The 18098-nt window shown below is 41.4% G+C and carries 12 protein-coding genes; 8 read left to right on the top strand and 4 right to left on the bottom strand.

Annotated features, from left to right (window positions below):
• Window positions 1-420 precede the first annotated feature (420 nt).
• Window positions 421-1671 carry an inositol phosphate phosphatase SopB gene (locus tag AACL30_RS14230; protein WP_339057065.1) on the top strand — a complete coding sequence of 417 codons (1251 nt, stop codon included), beginning with the start codon at window positions 421-423 and terminating at the stop codon, window positions 1669-1671.
• On the opposite strand, the gene istB is transcribed toward AACL30_RS14230, so the two are convergent.
• Together istB and istA are read right to left on the bottom strand one after the other, a co-directional pair.
• Window positions 1668-2465 (bottom strand): IS21-like element helper ATPase IstB, encoded by a 798-nt coding sequence (gene istB / locus AACL30_RS14225; protein WP_339058365.1) that lies wholly within the window; start codon window positions 2463-2465, stop codon window positions 1668-1670. The genes AACL30_RS14230 and istB overlap by 4 nt on opposite strands.
• Window positions 2462-3640, bottom strand: coding sequence for an IS21 family transposase (istA, locus tag AACL30_RS14220; protein WP_339056344.1), 1179 nt, complete (start codon window positions 3638-3640; stop codon window positions 2462-2464). The genes istB and istA overlap by 4 nt, the downstream gene beginning before the upstream one ends.
• Here istA and AACL30_RS14215 point away from each other — a divergent pair.
• The 4 genes from AACL30_RS14215 to AACL30_RS14200 all read left to right on the top strand — a co-directional run bounded on the left by AACL30_RS14215 (window position 3639) and on the right by AACL30_RS14200 (window position 5640).
• Window positions 3639-3761 (top strand): hypothetical protein, encoded by a 123-nt coding sequence (locus tag AACL30_RS14215; RefSeq protein ID WP_339057064.1) that lies wholly within the window; start codon window positions 3639-3641, stop codon window positions 3759-3761. The two genes, istA and AACL30_RS14215, sit on opposite strands and share 2 nt — an antisense overlap.
• Window positions 3707-4192, top strand: a complete 486-nt coding sequence (locus AACL30_RS14210) for an inositol phosphate phosphatase SopB (protein WP_339058491.1) — start codon at window positions 3707-3709, stop codon at window positions 4190-4192. The genes AACL30_RS14215 and AACL30_RS14210 overlap by 55 nt, the downstream gene beginning before the upstream one ends.
• A gap of 89 nt (window positions 4193-4281) precedes the next feature.
• The gene (locus AACL30_RS14205) at window positions 4282-4410 is read left to right on the top strand and encodes a hypothetical protein (RefSeq protein ID WP_339057063.1); all 129 of its coding nucleotides are present in this window, start codon (window positions 4282-4284) and stop codon (window positions 4408-4410) included.
• Between the two features lie 192 nt (window positions 4411-4602).
• The gene (locus AACL30_RS14200; protein ID WP_339057062.1) at window positions 4603-5640 is read left to right on the top strand and encodes a hypothetical protein; all 1038 of its coding nucleotides are present in this window, start codon (window positions 4603-4605) and stop codon (window positions 5638-5640) included.
• Window positions 5641-5659: 19 nt separating this feature from the next.
• Here the strand turns inward: AACL30_RS14200 and AACL30_RS14195 are convergent, their stop codons facing one another.
• Window positions 5660-12430, bottom strand: a complete 6771-nt coding sequence (locus AACL30_RS14195; protein WP_339057061.1) for a TcdA/TcdB catalytic glycosyltransferase domain-containing protein — start codon at window positions 12428-12430, stop codon at window positions 5660-5662.
• A gap of 570 nt (window positions 12431-13000) precedes the next feature.
• On the opposite strand from AACL30_RS14195, the gene AACL30_RS14190 reads away from it, so the two are divergent.
• The 3 genes from AACL30_RS14190 (at window position 13001) to AACL30_RS14180 (ending at window position 14737) form a co-directional block, all read left to right on the top strand.
• On the top strand, window positions 13001-13414 hold the full coding sequence (locus AACL30_RS14190; RefSeq protein ID WP_339057060.1) for a type III secretion system chaperone: 414 nt from the start codon (window positions 13001-13003) through the stop codon (window positions 13412-13414).
• Entirely contained in the window at window positions 13411-13851 is a 441-nt protein-coding gene (locus AACL30_RS14185) for a hypothetical protein (RefSeq protein WP_339057059.1), read from the top strand. Before AACL30_RS14190 ends, AACL30_RS14185 begins: the two co-directional genes overlap by 4 nt.
• Window positions 13852-13984: 133 nt before the next feature.
• The gene (locus tag AACL30_RS14180; protein ID WP_339057058.1) at window positions 13985-14737 is read left to right on the top strand and encodes a hypothetical protein; all 753 of its coding nucleotides are present in this window, start codon (window positions 13985-13987) and stop codon (window positions 14735-14737) included.
• Window positions 14738-14984: 247 nt separating this feature from the next.
• Here AACL30_RS14180 and AACL30_RS14175 read toward each other — a convergent pair whose 3' ends face one another.
• The gene (locus AACL30_RS14175) at window positions 14985-18059 is read right to left on the bottom strand and encodes an FG-GAP-like repeat-containing protein (protein WP_339057057.1); all 3075 of its coding nucleotides are present in this window, start codon (window positions 18057-18059) and stop codon (window positions 14985-14987) included.
• Window positions 18060-18098 lie beyond the last annotated feature (39 nt).

The following is an 18098-nucleotide window of genomic DNA, read 5'->3' as shown; positions in this document are numbered from 1 at the left end:
TACTATCAGTGAGTAACATACTAGCCATAAATAGGTGCTCTAACAGGTGTCTTAGTGATGAAATACTATGAGATAATATGAAATTAAATAATATACGGTTGTTTTATAATATAAAATTAACACAATATTAACATAGAGTTGATATTTACTGTCATGGAGTAAAATCACTTATTTACGGCCTTCTAAGCCGTAGGCCGCAGGTTCGAATCCTGCAGGGCGCACCAAGGTTATCAATTTTTTCCTGCTCACCATTGTCTGTCATGACATGGTTAATAACTATCCCTTGCTTATCATATTATTATATTTTAAAATAAATTAATTTATTAATAATTAGTTTGTTATCTATTTATTTGTGTGTATTTGATATTTTTGATGATGAACAATTTTTGCTACCGACTGAATAATAAAAAAGGAATACGGATGTTTACATCATTAATAAACCAGATTTCAGATTTGGTTCCAAGCTGTTTCAGCCCAAATAGAGTTAACTTGGGCGTTGAGACAGTGACAGGCGTTGGGACAGTGACAAGTGTCGGGAATGTTGACGAATCAATGTCAAAACCAGGATTAGACTCTTATGGCGGGCTTACTAAGGATGATATGCAGTGGAGCCTAGATCTTTTGCGAGAAACCGCTGAGGCTCTCTTCTCTAAGGGTTTTTTCTCTGAGAGAGATAGGGACGTTATAGTAAACAAATGTTCATTAAATGATGTTGTTCAAAACTCTGTTATTAGTAGAAAAGACAGTGAGAGAGTCTCGGCTTTGGAAAAAAAAATGATGGGGCTTATAGCAAAGCAACTAATGGCTAAGGGGGATTCAAAAACAGACGCGACAAAAACAGCGAAAAAAACTTTTGCAGCGGTAAAAACGGCGGTATTGAATAAACGCCCATGGAACGTGGTAAAAGATTCTTTTAGTTTTAAAGGTATCAAATGTGAAACGGAAGTGATCCCCGCGAAGGAAATGAAATCTGTGCTAAGTCAGGAACCTCTTCTACAGGGTTATTCTAGCGAAGGTATCAGTCATAACACAGAAGAGATCCCTGATCATGTCCGTAATCTTTGGCTTCAAAAATTACAAATCAATGGCAAACCAATAATGCAGATTACTCGCCATGCTGTCGTAAGCCATAAAACACCTCAGACGGCTGCAGAAGCTGCAAAAGAAATTCTCACCGCGGCACTCAATTGTTATCCGGAAAAAATGAAAGAAGCCCTTAGTGGTGAACCCGTTAATTTAACATTAGTTTCAGTCAATTTGCTCAGTCCAGTTGATGAAAAAATTTTATATCAATCGAACGAAAAAACACTACTAGGACGGCAAATGGACGCTTGGGAGTATTTACGCAAACAATCACCGATAACGTTCACTATTCCTAATGAAAATAGGGAATTAACAACAGTAACAGTTGAGCCAACTATTGCGGCATTTAATTTTGGCGTGACTGACGATGCGGTGGGTCATTGGAAAAGAGGGCATGCAGAGTCGAATAAATACAATGAAAAAGCGGCGAAAATATTATTAGGTGATATTCCAAAAAATTTTCCAGAGCAAGAAATAGGCGGATTGGTTGGGGACTATTTGAAGACAAAGCCTGCAAATGAAGACAGTTGTCAACGCTACTTTAGATTGACCACTTTTTGCTACTTTAAAATGTCCAGTTTTTGCTAATTTTCCTGTTGGGTTTCTATTCCAGGCGCCTGGATAATATCAGTCGTTTTTATAGGCAACATGCCTGCTTTGCGTTTATTTTTGAGTCGATAGCTTTCTCCTTTAATATTCAATGTGGTTGAATGATGTAAAAGCCTGTCTAAAATCGCAGTTGCTAAAATGTGATCACCGAATACGTCCCCCCAATCAGTAAAACTTTTATTTGATGTGAGAATGATGCTCGCCTTTTCATAACGACGGCTCAATAACCTGAAAAATAGGCTAGCTTCTTCGCGATTCATCGGTAAATACCCGATTTCATCCAGTATTAATACCCTGGCATAGCACAGTTGCTGAAGTTGGCGTTCCAGACGGTTTTCTTGCTTTGCCTTCATTAAGGTACAGCAGAGTCTATCCAGAGGCATAAACAATACCCGATGCCCAGCTGTAGCTGCCTTGACAGCCAGCGCTATCGCCAAATGCGTTTTCCCTACCCCAGGTGGGCCTAACAAAATGACGTTTTCATGATGTTCGACAAACCTCAGCCCCGCCAGCTCGCGGATAATTTTCCTGTCTATACTTGGTTGGAAAGTAAAGTCAAATTGCTCCAAGGTTTTTATCCACGGCAAACGTGCTTGTTTTAACCGCGATTCCAAGCCTTTTTGGTGACGCCCGTTCCATTCCTGGGCTAATGCCTGCTGGAGAAATTCACGGTAGTTCAGTGCTTTCTTGGTGGCTTCTTCACATAAACTCTCCAACGCATCGCCCAGGTAATCCATTTTTAACCGTATCAACAAGTTTTCCATTTCCATCAGAGTAGCTCCTCATACACACTGAGCGAACGAGACGCTACTCGATTGACCTGTTGCCAAAGGGCTTGATGATGTTCTGGCACCTTTTGCCAGCCCTGCGTTACCTCCTGCAAGAGATGCGTCGCGAGCAGTTGCTCATCGCCGTAAATACGTAGCGTATTATCTAAACCGATACGAATATTAACCGCACGACCACACCAGAATGAAGGCACGCTATAGCGATTACCTCTGACATCGATATAGCTGTCCCATGCCACTTGTCGTAGGTCGAAGTAGCTGGTATCGAAATCAGTCGCAGGGAGTGGCATCAAGGCTATTTTTTCCTCAGCAAAACGATTTTCCGGTGTCTGCTTGAATTGACGAAGATGACGCTGGTCTGCCACTTTCGCCAGCCACATCGCTAGCAGTTGATTAACATGAGCGAAACTCTCAAACTGACGGTAGCGAGTGAAAAAATTGTGTTTAACATAGCCCACCATCCGTTCGGTTTTGCCTTTCGTTTGCGGTCGATAAGGCTTACAGGCGCGAGGGCTAAACCCATAGTGATTAGCCAGTTGCAGGAAGCCCGCATTGAACTCGATGTGGCCATTTTGTCCATGTTTGATAACAGCGGCTTTTTGGTTATCTACCAAGACATTTTTTACGCTGCCACCGAAGTAATTGAAGCTGCGAACCAGCGATTCATACGTGTGCTCAGCATCTTGCTTAGGGGCAGCAAAGACATGAAAGCGACGCGAAAAACCGAGCGTATTAACGGCAAAATTAACCGTACAGGCAGAGCCTGCCACCTCAACGATGATTTCTCCCCAATCGTGTTGAAGTTGATAACCGGGGAGGGTTTCAAAGCGTACCGTGTTTTTCGAGGCCCTGAGCGGACGTTTGGGATGTATATAACGTCGGAGCATCGCACTCCCACCCCGGTAGCCTTTTTCACGGATTTCCTCAAAAATAACCGCCGCATTCCAAACCTGTTCACTCAACCTTGAATCGATGTAGTCTTTAAAGGGCTCGAGTTTAGCAACCTGTTTTTTACCGCGTTTTGCTGTTGGCGGCGCAGGATAGCTAATGTGCCGTCTCACCGTTTTTTCTGAACACCCTATCTGATGGGCAATATCAACAATAAATGCCCCCTGTTGATGGCGTTGTTTTATCATGTAGTGGTCCTCTCTTCTTAGCATGCTTATTTCCCTCATGGCTTTGTCACCACAAAGGAAACTGCATTCTGGCTTGAGTGGACAAATTAAATTAGCAATTTACGGTCTTTTATCATTAGCGCTGACAACAGTGTCAGAAAATTAGCTAATGCTGTTATAGGTGCATTAAAAGAGAATGAAAAAACCCCACAACGGGGTAAGACGCTTTATCAATTACCTGCTCTTCTTTTAAGATTATCTTATGAAATAGGATTGGTTCCGGATATTAATTGTAAAAGTGGTAAAGATCGAACAGCGATTGCTATTCCACTTGCGATAGCGGGGATGATCGAATCTTTTCTAGCACAAGAATACGGCATTGAATTATCTGACCCAGAGCGTCAAAAATTGTTCGAACAATGCTTATTGCATACAGGGCAAGGTGAAGTTCAACGACAAAACACCGGGAAGCGTGGTAATAAAACGGTACTGCGAAGTGGGCTAAGAGAATTGGTCATGGGTATAACAGGTCTACGTGGACTTATTAATCATCCTGATGTGGTGGAAGAACTGAAGGGAGGTGCAAGATTCGCGTAATAAAACGTATCGCCTTATGGCGTCGCCTTGGAAAACGGCAAGCGACGACAACACACGAATCAAATTAAACTGATTCAGCTATATACCCAATGAATTTCGAGTTACGGCAAGGCGGCAAGGGCGACCGACCGATGAGCGTAGACCTACTACGTGATTCGGCGAGCACCCGCAGACAACAAAGCCGTAACTTGAAAGGCGAAGGCTATATAACGCGGTAATGGTAGGTTTGGTGTATCCGGTTGCTACTTGTACTTCTCAACGTATAAGGTGAAAGCGCTCTGCTAAGGCGTGGCTTTAGCTTTTAGTTTCACATGATGTTTGATTAATAAAATAAACAAACCCCATTAAATTTTTAATTTAATGGGGTGAAACATTATTGCTTAATTTAGTTAAAGATAGAGAAAAATAAAATGCCATTAGCATCAACACCCGTTGGATTAATATTCCAATCGGTGTCTTCTTCCGCGACTTCAGCAGAAGCGGGTCATTCAGGGAAATTCCAAGGCGAATTCACGGGAGTAGGCAACAATAGCGTAAAAGTAAGAAAGGATCGGACTGTCGCTCGCCGTCAGGTTGCTAAGAAAGGTTTATTGACACACCAGAATCGCCGTGGTTATCGGGATAGAAGACAATTAATGGTAGTAAACAGAGGCGGTGAATTCTCAGAAATATCCATTCATCACATCATTCCTTACGCTGCTATTTCAAAGCTTTTTGCGTTACTTGCCGAAGAAAACATTCCTGGGTGTTCCAAAACTCTTATTCGAAGTGTTGTAGACAGTTATATGCGCGCTGCTGGAGTAGAAGTCGCCGATATACGGAAGCAACTGATTGTTTTAGCCGAAAAAGGAAATAGCTTTGACCAAGATAAGTGCCGTTCACAGCCATTGCTAAAGGCGTTCTATATGATTACTTGGCCAGCATGGAATTGTGTCATTGGTCCGCTCAACACTCAACGTTGGGATGATCCACATTCAGGTGAAGCGCTTGATCTTTTTCAAATGCCAGGGGCTCACCCTGATTTGATAAAAACATCGAGTTATCTAAAAAACATCGGTAAATTAATGCAGCCGTTATTAAAAAAGAAACCGACGGCTGAAGTTTTAACAGAACTAAAAAAAGCGCTTGATATATTTTCTTCAACTAATTACGCCAAAAGAAAGGTATTTTTTCCAGCAACTGCGGCAGTATGGAAATGTAAATTAGTTCGTGTGCATACCGCTGATGGAGTACAACTTCAAAGAAAATATCAAAAATCGGGCGAAGGCGGTCGTTTCCCAGTCAAGGAGTTTCATAGTTTTATGAATGAAGACTGGGTGAGCATGCGAGCAGAAAAACCCCAAAAAGGATCTTTTGTTTCAAAAGATTGCTTGAAGGAAAGAGAGCTTCTCCGAGTAGCGAAAAAAAGAGCGAAAGAAAAACATCAACAAAAAGGAAAGCGTAATTAGTTCAAATAAAGAAGGAAAATTAATACAAATCTATATCGGGTATCGGAATAACAATAGATCCATCATTAATTTCATTGCCTATCGTTTTAATATAGTGGTCAACCAATTGCTTAACCGAAATAGTACCCCGATGGCTAAATACAAACTTTATTTTATTGTGATTAGTCTGGTGTTGATATATCGGATGAGTCGTTTTCCCAGGCTTGAAAGCATCATTAATCACCAGTAATTTATTGTTAATAAATACCACCAGGAAACCCGATTTTCGGGTGATAGTCATGTCTTCTGGCTCAATTTCAGGCGATAATGTTGCGTACAATAAACCTTTACCCAAATGAAAAAGGTAGATGATTGAATAAGTAAACAAGGTAAGATCAAAACGAAATGTATCTATTATCGATTGATCAATCGATGTCATTATGGCTAAAGCCGGGACATCAATATTGATATGTGCATCCACATCTAGTGTGACCAGCGAGCCGCTATTTAATAGCAAAATGTTATTACTACGCCGATAACGATAGCTTGAATTATCGATGTAGTGCCGAGTACCGCCCTGGTTAACACTGAATACGCCGGACTGATTATTGACAAAATAAGCCAGGCGCCGATCACTATTAAACCCAAGGCAATTGTCTCCTTGTATTAAGCCCGTCAATAATATGTTTTTGCTCGGAAAATACCAGCCCACCTGATTATTTTGTAGCACTACCTCGATCATCTCAGCATAGCGATAATTTTGACTAAGGTTGTCACACAGATTTTTTAATGCGATTTTTAAGCGTGGCATGTCAGTACCATACTGATAAGTAAAAAGAGGAGTAACTTTACCTAAGGTAACGCTAAATTGATTATCGGCGGTTTTGCCGACGGTAATTACCATCCCTCTGGCTGTCAGACCCTGTATATTGCCCTGTATTTTTTTTCTTTGTTTCATTACTTTCGCGTTGATAAAACCGGCTCCGAATGCGGCGTCTAATTTCAGCATACTGATAGTGGGGAGCTGATCTTCATGCTGTAAAATAGAGCCAATAAAAAGCGTGGAGATAAAAGCCTTATCTATCACTGGCAGGTAACCGATTTCCTTGTTGTTCTCGCCTTTATCATTGAGGAGCCAGGCTCCTTTGCGATCTTCGGATAGTCCCTGAAAAATCATATTTTGATCGGGATCAGATTTGCAAAAAATAAATTGCTGACTGTCTTTATCATACCAGGCGTGAAGGGGTAGCAGTCGTTGCTCATCACATTGTAATAAACCTAAAATAGTTAAGTGAGGGGCAATGTTAATCGCTTTTTTTTGACCCTCCGGGAGTAAAGTAGCATCGCCTAGCCTTGCCTGAAGCTGCATTATCTGGATGGTTAACGCGGATGACCAGTCGGAATAATTGCTGAAAAAGGCTTCATCTATCCCTGCTAACGTCAGGGTTTTATCATCGGACAAACGGTAAATAAGCCCTTGTTTAGTGGTGATGAATGCATCCTTGAGATGAATGATATCCGCTTGATTCAGTCCAAATTCGGTCAAATCCATCACCTTGGCTTCATTATTGCTTTTTTGCACGTACAGGGTATCAAATGGATTGTTATGGGTTGTCACCAGGCTCCAGAAAAAATAGTGATTTTTATTCGGGTGGCGGGCTTTAACTATTCCAGCGGGTTTCAACTGCCGACTAAAAAAATGGCGATTATTAATGTTGGCCACTATTTTTCCCTTCACTGCCATGCTGTTTTTAAGCGGCCATAGTAGCCGGTTACGAATAGAGAGGGTGGTATCTGTCTGGCCGTTACGTAATGGCTTGATATTGTTTCCTGATCTTTTCCAAGGATCAATATTATTGAGTTGACTGAAAAGCAGTCTATTTTGTACTTGGTTTTTCATAAACAGCACTAAATTTTCCAAATTCCCGGATTGAATTAATTGATCGCTGATACCACCGGGTAAATCAGTGAGCTCGGTTAAGGCTAATCCTTTTTCTGGGCTTGAAAGATCAATACAGTATTTCAGTTTAATTATCTGGTTATCGTAGGTGTATTGTTGTGTAAAGATAATGGCTTGTGACATCACACGAGGAGCGGTAACTGTTGACGGTGATGTAAATACCTGCTTCTCCCTTTCCTGAATATTTGGCAGATGGCCGAGAGGGAGGTAAATCTGCAACAACCGATGGCTTTTGATCTCAGAGACCCAAATGATATTTTCATAAATATGTACTCTATTAGAAACACCATCCATGGGGATTATCCAATCTCCCTGGTACCACGCATATTCTTGGTTAATAAACAACAACTGGCAATTTTTACGCAATGTACCTGAAAAAACACTTTCTGGATCACTGGCAGTATAGAGAAACAATTCTCGCTGTAAGTCATAAAGACTGAAATCGCGTTGCTCATCACTCGGGTTAAAGCCAACGATACGGATATATTTAACCGTTTCTTTGAAGTTGACGGTGTGATTTTGGATATAGCGTTTTAGCGCACCGATTTTGTGTATTTGCTGATCGCTGCCGGGGATAGGTGTGATACTGATAACCAGAGGAACAAGACGAAATGCTTGCAAATCGACAGTAAATCCGCCTTCCGGTAGTTGAACGATAAGCTTGGTGGTCGCCCGATGGGCAATTGTCAAAATACTGATGGTCTGTTGTTGGGATTGATTATTACCGATATTGACTACACGTTCGAAATAAATCTTAACCTCGCCTTCCTGTTTCACTTCGAAACGACTCTGAATACCACTCAGGTGGTAAGCATCGATGATCCATTGTGTGTCCTTATTTTCGCATTCAATTTTCATGTTTGCTTGGGCGTTATTGAGCACTAACACCACAGTCGCTGCTTGGGTTGGGGGGGCATAAAAGACGTAGTAAAGCTGCTCTTGATAGATGTGATGACTGACGGGCTGATTTTCTGCCACCCCTGGCGCTATCAATTTATAGTGATCATTCCCTAAGAAAATTTTTACTTCAGTGTATTGGTAGTGAATATCAAGCCCAATCAGCGCGTGGTAGTAAGCATTATTCCAGATCCATGAGGTATCGTCGGCAAACTTTCTACCTTTTCCCGAATCTGTCACTGTTGACCCTAGGCTATCCCGTTCTACCTCTTCTCTGCGCTGAGTAAATGCGGATAGATCGTATACCGCTTCAATGTTAGCCTTAGGTGTACCAGGTAGGATTAATGTCTTCACGCCCGGTCTTTTTTGCTGAACCGCGATGTTTTTTGTCAGGGGGCACTTAGCGAGTTCACGAAGATTAATGTCAGTACCGCTATCCGGCCGGTTACCTATTTGTTGCCCCTCGTTATCAAAAGTGACCTGCCACTGTTTATTAGCTAAATTTATTTGTCTGATCACTACCCCCTGATAGGGTATTAACACGTTTTTAACGCTCAAAAAGCCGCCCTGATCCCAACCTTTTTTCATCTGATTAAAATAAAGGTCAATGATTTTGGCATTGGCTGTTCTGTCTCGTGTCGATCCCCCCATTTTCGGCAAAAAATAACGCATCACTGCCAATGCAATACCGTCAGTAAAGCGCCCTCCATTGGCAAAGGGAGAAGCAACAGGCTCACTGAAAATACCTAACATAATACCCAAGATATTGAAACGTTCTCTGCTGAGCGGAGTACTTGGTTGTGCCGGGTTAGCTTGCAAAAAATCATCCCGCTCTGGGGTGACCACAATGGGTAAGCTAGTGTTGTACTGTTGCTCGCTAATAAATTTGAGATGAATCTGCAATTGTGTGAAGGTTAAACTGTTAGCACGATGTATCGCGTTGATATGAGAATATCGCTCTATTAATTGCGTATTTTTATTGTCACAGCGTTCTACACTAGCTGCTGATTTATCTTTGAGAGGGTGTAAAGCATAATAATAAAGCGGAATGGCAGACTGCGGATGTAAACTGTACATGGCAGTATTGAGCTGATCAATGGCAGTTTTCACCTTGTTGAGTTTACTTTGGTTATCATCTAAATCTGTGACATTTGCCAGTAAAAAATGATGAATATTACCTAAATAAATAGCATTAAAGGGCGCTTTACTGTGCTTGGTTTCCAAAATACGCCGAACTTTATTGGGCTTACTGAGATTAAACTGATAAAAAGTAAATTGATTCCGCATGACACGTCTTTGCAAACGTTGAAAGGCGGCTTGTGGATTGCTAAGCAGTGGCTGGATCCGCAGGTTAAATTCGAATTTTCCGCCAATAAAATCAATATCGTCATACCACGCCTGGTATGTTTGCTTTTCCAAACTGTGTTGCAATATTTTTATCAGAGCAGCCATCCTGAAATAGCGGTTGTCGACGATAACGATCTCATGGTTACCTTCCCCCATCGCCGCGAGCAATGCCATACTGTCCGCATTGACCAACACCGGCGCGTGCGCCACTGCGCTCTGAAGCGCGTGAGCACTGCTATTACCTATCCATTCATCGAATTTTTCAGGTTTATTGCTCCCTAAGAAAATATTTTTTTCGGGATTAATCTGGGGCGTTTGCATCACATCCCCTACGCTAAAATGCTCTCGGTTAAATTTAGTCACTGTGCGCAAAGCCAGAGCAATATTATGTTCAATAGGTTGGTATTGCTTATTGATGCCGCGACTCGTTTGGCTAAATTCAATCTTAGTCTCTTCTTTTGTAACAGGAGCCCAATCGATTTTTAATGCGGAATTTTTCGAGGGGGGAATGAAGTTGCCGATCCATTGATGCCCCATCATATCGACGGTCAGGAGTTTTTCTTGCACGATAATACGATTAATCTTGATACGATTTTCATGTAATGATGGGTAGAGATCGTTAATAAAATTCTGGAGCAATACTTGGCTATCATCAGGATCATTAGTCCTATTATTGCTCAATCTACACCCCAAAAAGGTCAGTTGTTCTCGGATCACCTGACCATTATCTACTGCCAGTAGGCTAGCTATTTCATTAGGGTTAAGCGTTAGTCGGGTTCCATTACCCACCAGCGTGATATGGGTTTCGTATTGATGCTGATTATCCAAAGTGGCCGCTATTTTTATTAACCGATGGTTTATACCATCGTATCGGTACCAGGTCGTCAGCTGGCGGTTTTTGTTGTATAAAAACTGTGCCGCCGCCTTTGAAGTAGAATTATCGTCACCTAGTTGTATAATTTGTTGCCTATAATACTGGGGGCTAGGGATAAAATTACCACGGTAGCGCATTGCGCCTAGTAGCCGTGATTGATCCGCTTCCTCTGTGAGGAAAGACGCCTTAATGGTAAAGGGGATCATCAGTGTAGGGAGTAAATCGCGATTATTAACGGATAGGGCATGTATTTCATCCAGTAACTGAATACTGACACCTTGATAGCCCCCCATACCATACAATTCTGCGGAAGCGTGGTCATCTCGGCTGGCAAACGCTTTTCGGTAACTTATCAGGGCTTGAGCATTGGTTTTGCATGATAGTCCAGAAAGAGTTTGCTGCAATGTAGGGCTGACGCTCTCTGATAACAATAAAGGATCGCTCAAGCCATTAATATGGTGCTCTGGCGTATCAATAATTTGGTGTATATGCGATAAATTTAGCAATAATCTATCGATAAAAGGGCTATTTTTTTTAGCAAGCGTGATTTTATTATTGCTGCCAATATAACTAAATTGAAAATAGGGATCGACCTTGGGCTCTTCCAGTGGCATAAACAACGATATGCCATTTTTTTGTGTCTGCTTTATCAATTGTTCAATTTCTTGTTTTAACTCAGGACTGATGGCGGCTAACTGATAACTATCAATAAGTTTAGCGCGTCCTGGCATCGATCCTTCTTTCATCAAACTATTGAGAATGAGTGAGAGAATAGCGGCTTGACTGCACATGCCATCAGGATCATGGCTGGTTTTTTTTATAAATTTACTAAATAATTTTTTATTAATTTCGGGTAGTAGATCGTTATCGATACATATCCCTCCCTGTTTTTTTAGTATCAATAAGCGGAATATATCACTAGCCGCGGTGAGATTATTGCGTAGTGCCAGTTCCTTTATATACAATTCTTTTATCAGTAATAGGGATTTTTCATTGGGATCAAAAATAGTGTCCATATATTCTATACTGATATCAGTATGAGGGTTTTCTTTTTTTAACTTAGCCAAAGCCTGACGAAAACTATTATGACAGTCGTTCCAATACTCTGATAATTCTTTGTTTTCACCTAAGGAATTTTTAACTAAAAAGTCAAGTATTGCTTTGTCGAACGTCACTTTTTTGTTTGACAGCATATGCTGATAGATTTTATTTTGCCACTTAATTATCTCCGTGTTAAATAGCGAATAAAAATCATTATGATCCGTGTCAATATTATTTAATATATCCCAGCTGGTTTTTTTTCGTATACGTGAAAATAACTCGCGGGCATAATAGGCATTATTATCTGTCCAAATTTTTATTTTATAATGAGGATTATTGGCTATCCATAAGTTAATATATTCTTGCTGGATAAGCTCTATCTTACCTAAGCAGATAAAATGTAGCGTTTCATCAACCAATTGCATTATTACTTCAAAACGAGATAGCAGTAATTTTCGCAATTCATTATTATCTATTCTTTCTTTATTTTTATTAAAAACAACGATATTTTGATAAAGATTATTTATCATTCTTAATAATAACGTCATTTCTTTTTTGGGAGGAATAGCAGGTATTATTTTTTCGTATGCTATTTTTGAATCAATAAAAATTTTATACATACCATTAATATGATAATACTTACTGTCGATCATGATGCTCGTCAATTTTTTAATAATGTCTATAGGTTTCATTATATTGATATCCTTTTATTATTTATTACATTAATTTTAAATTTTTTGATTCTCTGTATAGGGCGGGATTTAATTTATTTGTGAAAAAGAAAAAGCCCTGGCAATTAACCAGGGCTCTTAGAATAATGTCGAAATGACAGGATATATCTTATTATCGCGATATTCTAAGCCAACTTTATGCACAATGCAAAGAGGAATAATCGCCAATATGATGCGGAGATTCCTATCAGTCAGCTGTTACCGCGAGGTGGATCATTAAGGTTAACCGTAGCGATCCCCGCCATCTGAACGATAAGCCTGAGAAAAATTTTTTTAAAAATTTAGCATTAACCTATTTGAATATATGCATACATGCATTATTATTTCGCCATCTATTTGTTTTATTGATTATTAGCTTTAAAATGATTCATTTGCTAAATATTGTTCAATTTTGACCAGTGAGCAATAGAGTATATACCCATAGCCCTTGAAGTTGCCTTCTGTTGCCAGGGCGTGAAACCTGATTCGGCTATACCATGAGGGCGAAGGGTATAATTTACTTGTAATTTATGACGACATTAATGGTTAACAATGACCCCAGAAAGCAGACTTGATTATCTTAAAGATGTATTACAACTACCGAGCTTAGTGTTTGATGAAGAAGGCTGTTGCATCGTCACTTTTGATGATATCCCTATTAATTTTCAAACGATCGAGGATCGTTTGGTGATGACGATTTATATCGCTGAGTTGCCAGAAAATACTGAGGCTAATTTTTTCGCTAAATTACTGGCGGCTAATCTTTATTGGAAAGCGACTCAAGGCTGTACCTTGGCGTTTGATTCAGAGAGTCGATCACTGGTTGCCCAGGTGGTTGATGATGAAAATAAAGACATTAAACAAGTATTGGAATCACTACTAAAAGTTACCGAGGGTTGGCGTACTTATATGGATAACCCTCCCATTCCACATAAACGACAAGATATTAGAGGAATAAGGTTATGAGTATTAATGGAGTTATAGGTCTGTTATTTTGGGAAAATTCTGCAGAGCTAAAAAATGGTTCTGACTTGAACCATTCTAGTGCAGTCTTATCTCCAGATGGATCTCAGATAGAAGTGATCCATCATCAGAAGACAACGTCAGCTGGCGGAGAAAGACTGACAGAGGTGGGGAGACGAGTTCATGAGGGTTCTTTGTCAGTATTTGATCCTACATCCGGCAATGTGAACCCTTCTGCTGAGGGTAGGAGAATGGGGGATGTTTTCCCAATTACGTATTTAGAGAAACGTCAATATGACAAACTTGCTACGAAATCCTCTAAACCTATACAGGCATCTGAATTTAATGAAAAGAAATTTTTAAGTCGTCAGGAAATAATGTGTTTAGCAAGAATACCAAGCGGCAAGGAAGGATACGATTCCCACAATTGGCAAAATTAAAAAATAGCAGAATCTTATATGATTGCTTATCGGTAATCATGTGATTTCTAGGTAACAACAAGTTATCACTGTATTTTTCAATAGATAGATAGTTTATTGATTTCCATCCCATACAAACGATAAGGTATTAATTATGGAATCCCCAGCAATAGGAATAGGTTCTACAGCATCAACTTCCTACACAGTTTCTCGTAATTGCCAATCAGCTCCAGTATCGCGCACGACTAGCCTAACACATCTTTCTGGAGATTCTGGAAGAGAAGTCTCTCATGTACCGACTTCATCTAGGAATAAACAAGCTAGTGGCTTACATGGTTTATCGAAAGCTGCAAAAAGTGATTCTACGGGATCAATTTCTTCCAGAGTTCTTGAGAACGGGCAATTACTGGCAGCATCGACAGCATCGGACAAGAGTAACTGTGTATACATCTCTCAAGGAAGTCTTGAAAGAACAGTCTCTGATGTAACTTTACTTGAGAATGAACACAGTAGCAGCTCAGATGATTTATCGAGAGCTGTAGCTCTTTCGGATAATGAACTTACTCTAAGCCTTCCTGCAGGAAATGCTGTAAAAGTTCGTCATGTGAATCAACAAAAAGTTACGCCAAAAATTGGCAATGTAGTTGGTTTATTGAAAAATATAGGAAAAGCTGCAGGAACAGCACTCTTGTGTACTGTAAAAGGAGGTTTTACAGTAGTACACTTTTTTTTCGGTGATGCTGAGGTTTTCCCTTCCAAGGGTGCGAGGAGAGTGACAGGCAGCTCTTCCGGGGCTTCGTGGAGGGATAGCGGCGACGCTAGCACGGTTTTGCAGAGAGGCAGCGGCGGCGCTAGCACGGGATTTATCAAAGCAGGATTAAAAATAGCCGGTCATGGAGAAGTTTGAGCTACTACATATAAAGACGCTGGTATGATGTAAGATCATGAGTGACACAATATCTTATAAACTTAGTAATATCATTTCCAACGTTTTAAATAGCGATGAATCTAGATGCTTGTATAAATAACAGGCATTTCATAATCTCAAGAGAAAAGGGTGTCGCGTACATTTTTTTACGGCACGGGGCACCCTTCCACTTGTTTTAATTAACGTACACCATCGTGTTCTAGATTAAAAGGATTTGGCTATAAAATCAGGAAACAGCTACCCACAAGGTACTAATCTGCGTTCGCACATGATGATCCTGCAATGACGGCATCCCCCCTGGCACCGAAGAAAAAGCAGACATCAGATTGACCATTTGAGCAATCTTCTCTCCGCTCAGCTGGTATCCGCCGGCTGTTATGGTTTCTATTGCGTATTCTGGATTTTGGTAATGATTTTTAATCAGCACGCTTCCGTTCACTGCGCCGTCATCGGCTCTCCTAATCAGCACCTTGAGAGCGTTATCTTGTTTTTCCAACCATATCTTTTCGATGTCGACAGAGGTCAATGCTAGCCTGTCATTGCCGCCACTTTCGCTGATGATATCGTGGCCATCACCATCGGCAAACTGATAAATATCGTCGCCGATGCCTGCTTCAAGGGTATCGTTGTCTTGCCCACCGGACAGAATATCGTCTCCGCTGCCACCATAAAGAAAATCGCTCCCTGTGCCGCCGTCAAGAATATTATTACCTTCTTCAACCCATAATATATCGTTGCCTTCACCGCCTTTGAGCGTATGATTTCTGCCGCTATAGTCTGCTACCATGTCGTCCCCAGCGAGTACATCCAGCTGGTTGTTGCTAAGAGCCGTCCCATTATAAATCACCACGCGGTCATTACCGGAGGTCAGGTTTACCCGTCCCAGCGAAACTTCATTCGCTTCATTAACGTATAATTCGATTATATGGTTACTTTCGCTGAGCAGTGATAAATGCCGGTGCCACTCATTTTTCATAAAATTGCGAATACGTATTGTAGGATGTTGTGTTGGTTGATCACGATGACTGATCACCACATCGTCACCTGCTATTGTTAAATGGATGTACTTAACGGGAAACGGCACCGATAGACTATCCCGCCGTACATTTTTAACCTCCTTTTCCGAGCTATCGTAATTGTCGATAACGATTTCACGTTGAGGGGTTTCTCCCTTGATAAGATAAAGATCAGTTCCGCCTTTCCCCATCAAAATATCGTTGCCTTCCTCACTTAAAAATTGGTTTTTGCCATTATCTCCTTCTCGTCGATCATGATAGAGGGTATCTGCGGTAAACAGCTGGATGAATTTGGGGAGCAAAATGACACTGTCACGACTTTTGCCACTCACGGTAATCTGTCCCTGATCTTGCTTATTACGTGTCACCTGATGAAGCTGTATCTTGTTTTTCTTCACCCCTAAGGTTCGATTTTGCCAACCGCGATCCAGATTGGGTTCATATTTCGCTACCAGTGTTGTGATCAACTGCCAGCTATTTTTTGCATCCTTAGTCATCCTCGACGGCCAGCCTTTTATCAAAAAACCATCACGGGTATACAGGAGAAAATTGTGTTGTAGTTCCGTCTTTTTACCGTTTGCCGTCGTAGCATACATATGGCGTAACTCTAGCGTCGTCAGTGTATGATTATCATTACGTAAGCTGATAACAATATGCTCCCCACGCAGCGTCACAGATTCTATTTTATCGGCTTGATAATCAATCAAAATATTGCTGATGTCTTCTGTATTTCCTGTTTCCTGTAAACTGATTAAAACAGAATGCGCTTGCTGGTTTTGTAAAATACGATAGCTATCAGTACCTGTTCCGCCCCTGGCCGTTCCCTCGGATAAAATCAACACATCATTGCCGCCATTACCGATAAGTACATCTCGGGCTCCCGCCCCGTTGAGCACATTATCTCGATGATTGCCGATCAGAATATCGCAGGTTTTACTGTGTCCTTGCGCATTTTCGATATTGCGTAAAATGGCAAGCCGTTTATTTTCGTCTAGGGCTATTTCCGTTTCTTTTATTTCATTGTGCTGCGTTTTACTTTTCTCTATATAGCCGACATAGTTAGCGGCAAGATTGATCACATACCCCAATCCATCATCAGGCTCAGCCGTTGCCATCACGACATCATAGTCATTAAGAGGGAGATGAGAGGCAGGATCGGCACCCCCGTCGAGCACACTAGGTTGACCCGATACCGGGCTTCCCATCAGTAAAAAACTGTCGGCATAGCGTCCACCAGTAAAGGTTTTTTTGCCGGAGCCTACCTCAAAATAGTTTCGTTGTTCCCAGGCGCCGGTCGCCGTATCATTACCTTCATTCAGCTTGAACCAAACTATCTTATCTTGCTTGCGCAAAGCGATAAAAGAATGCGCGTTAACCTCTCCGGCAGTATTGAGTGACAATAATACTTTTTGGCCGGTTTCTCCTCGCGTGATGCCCAAAATATGTTGCTGCTCTGGTATCGCTAACATATTGGGCTGATCATCGCCACTTTCCCTCTGTTCTTGACGGCTATCGCCATCAATCATCGCGCCAAACTGCCCATCCGCTTGCCCCTGGGCGAAGGTATAGCTGCCATCGTCGTTGATAATCACCAAATCCGCGCGATCATCTTGATCTAGGTCATCTAGCTGTATCTGTGAAGCTTTAATCCCCGTCAGATTGTTGAACATGTCGCCGAGTAGTTCACAAGACTGTGTGTTCAAGGCAGTCAGTTTTTTCTGTCGATTACTGCTGCCCAATAAGGTGTGGATTTTCCCTTCGTCAGTGAATGAAACAATATCGTCACAGCCATCGCCATTGATATCAGCCACGCCTTGGTGAGTATAACGACTGGTAAAAGCCTGTAGAGGAATGGTCGGCAATATAGCCGAATTGACTGTTTTCGCCTGTATCCGCTGATAGATACGCATTTGTCTTTCACTGAATGGCGTACTAAAAGGGGACAGCGTAGTTAACGAAAGGGCGTCAGCAGGAACCGCTGTCGAGGGGGTTGGTGTAATGAGCGTATTATAAACACTAAATCTTCCGGAGCGGGTGCCGTAATAAAGCCAAATCTTTCCGCCACTGAACGACACCAAATCAGCATGGCCATCACCATCAATATCGCCGCATATTGCCCCGGGGTTGGCTAAATCTTCTAAGATATTTTGTGGCAATCGTTGTCTGATAGGGAAAAAACTACCGTTCTCTTGTGCCAACATAATTTTCAGCGTGGTTTCCCCCTCGGTGCGGATCGCGGGGAAAAGAATAATATCATCACGGCCATCACGGTTAATATCACCCACCAGACGCCGGGGGTGAGCAAAATTGTGTGCCAGGAAGGG

Source organism: Candidatus Regiella endosymbiont of Tuberolachnus salignus (assembly GCF_964020115.1).
Taxonomy (GTDB): Bacteria; Pseudomonadota; Gammaproteobacteria; order Enterobacterales; family Enterobacteriaceae; genus Regiella; species Regiella insecticola.
The sequence above is the reverse complement of the archived record's forward strand: the minus strand, read 5'-3'. Positions and strand labels throughout refer to the sequence as shown.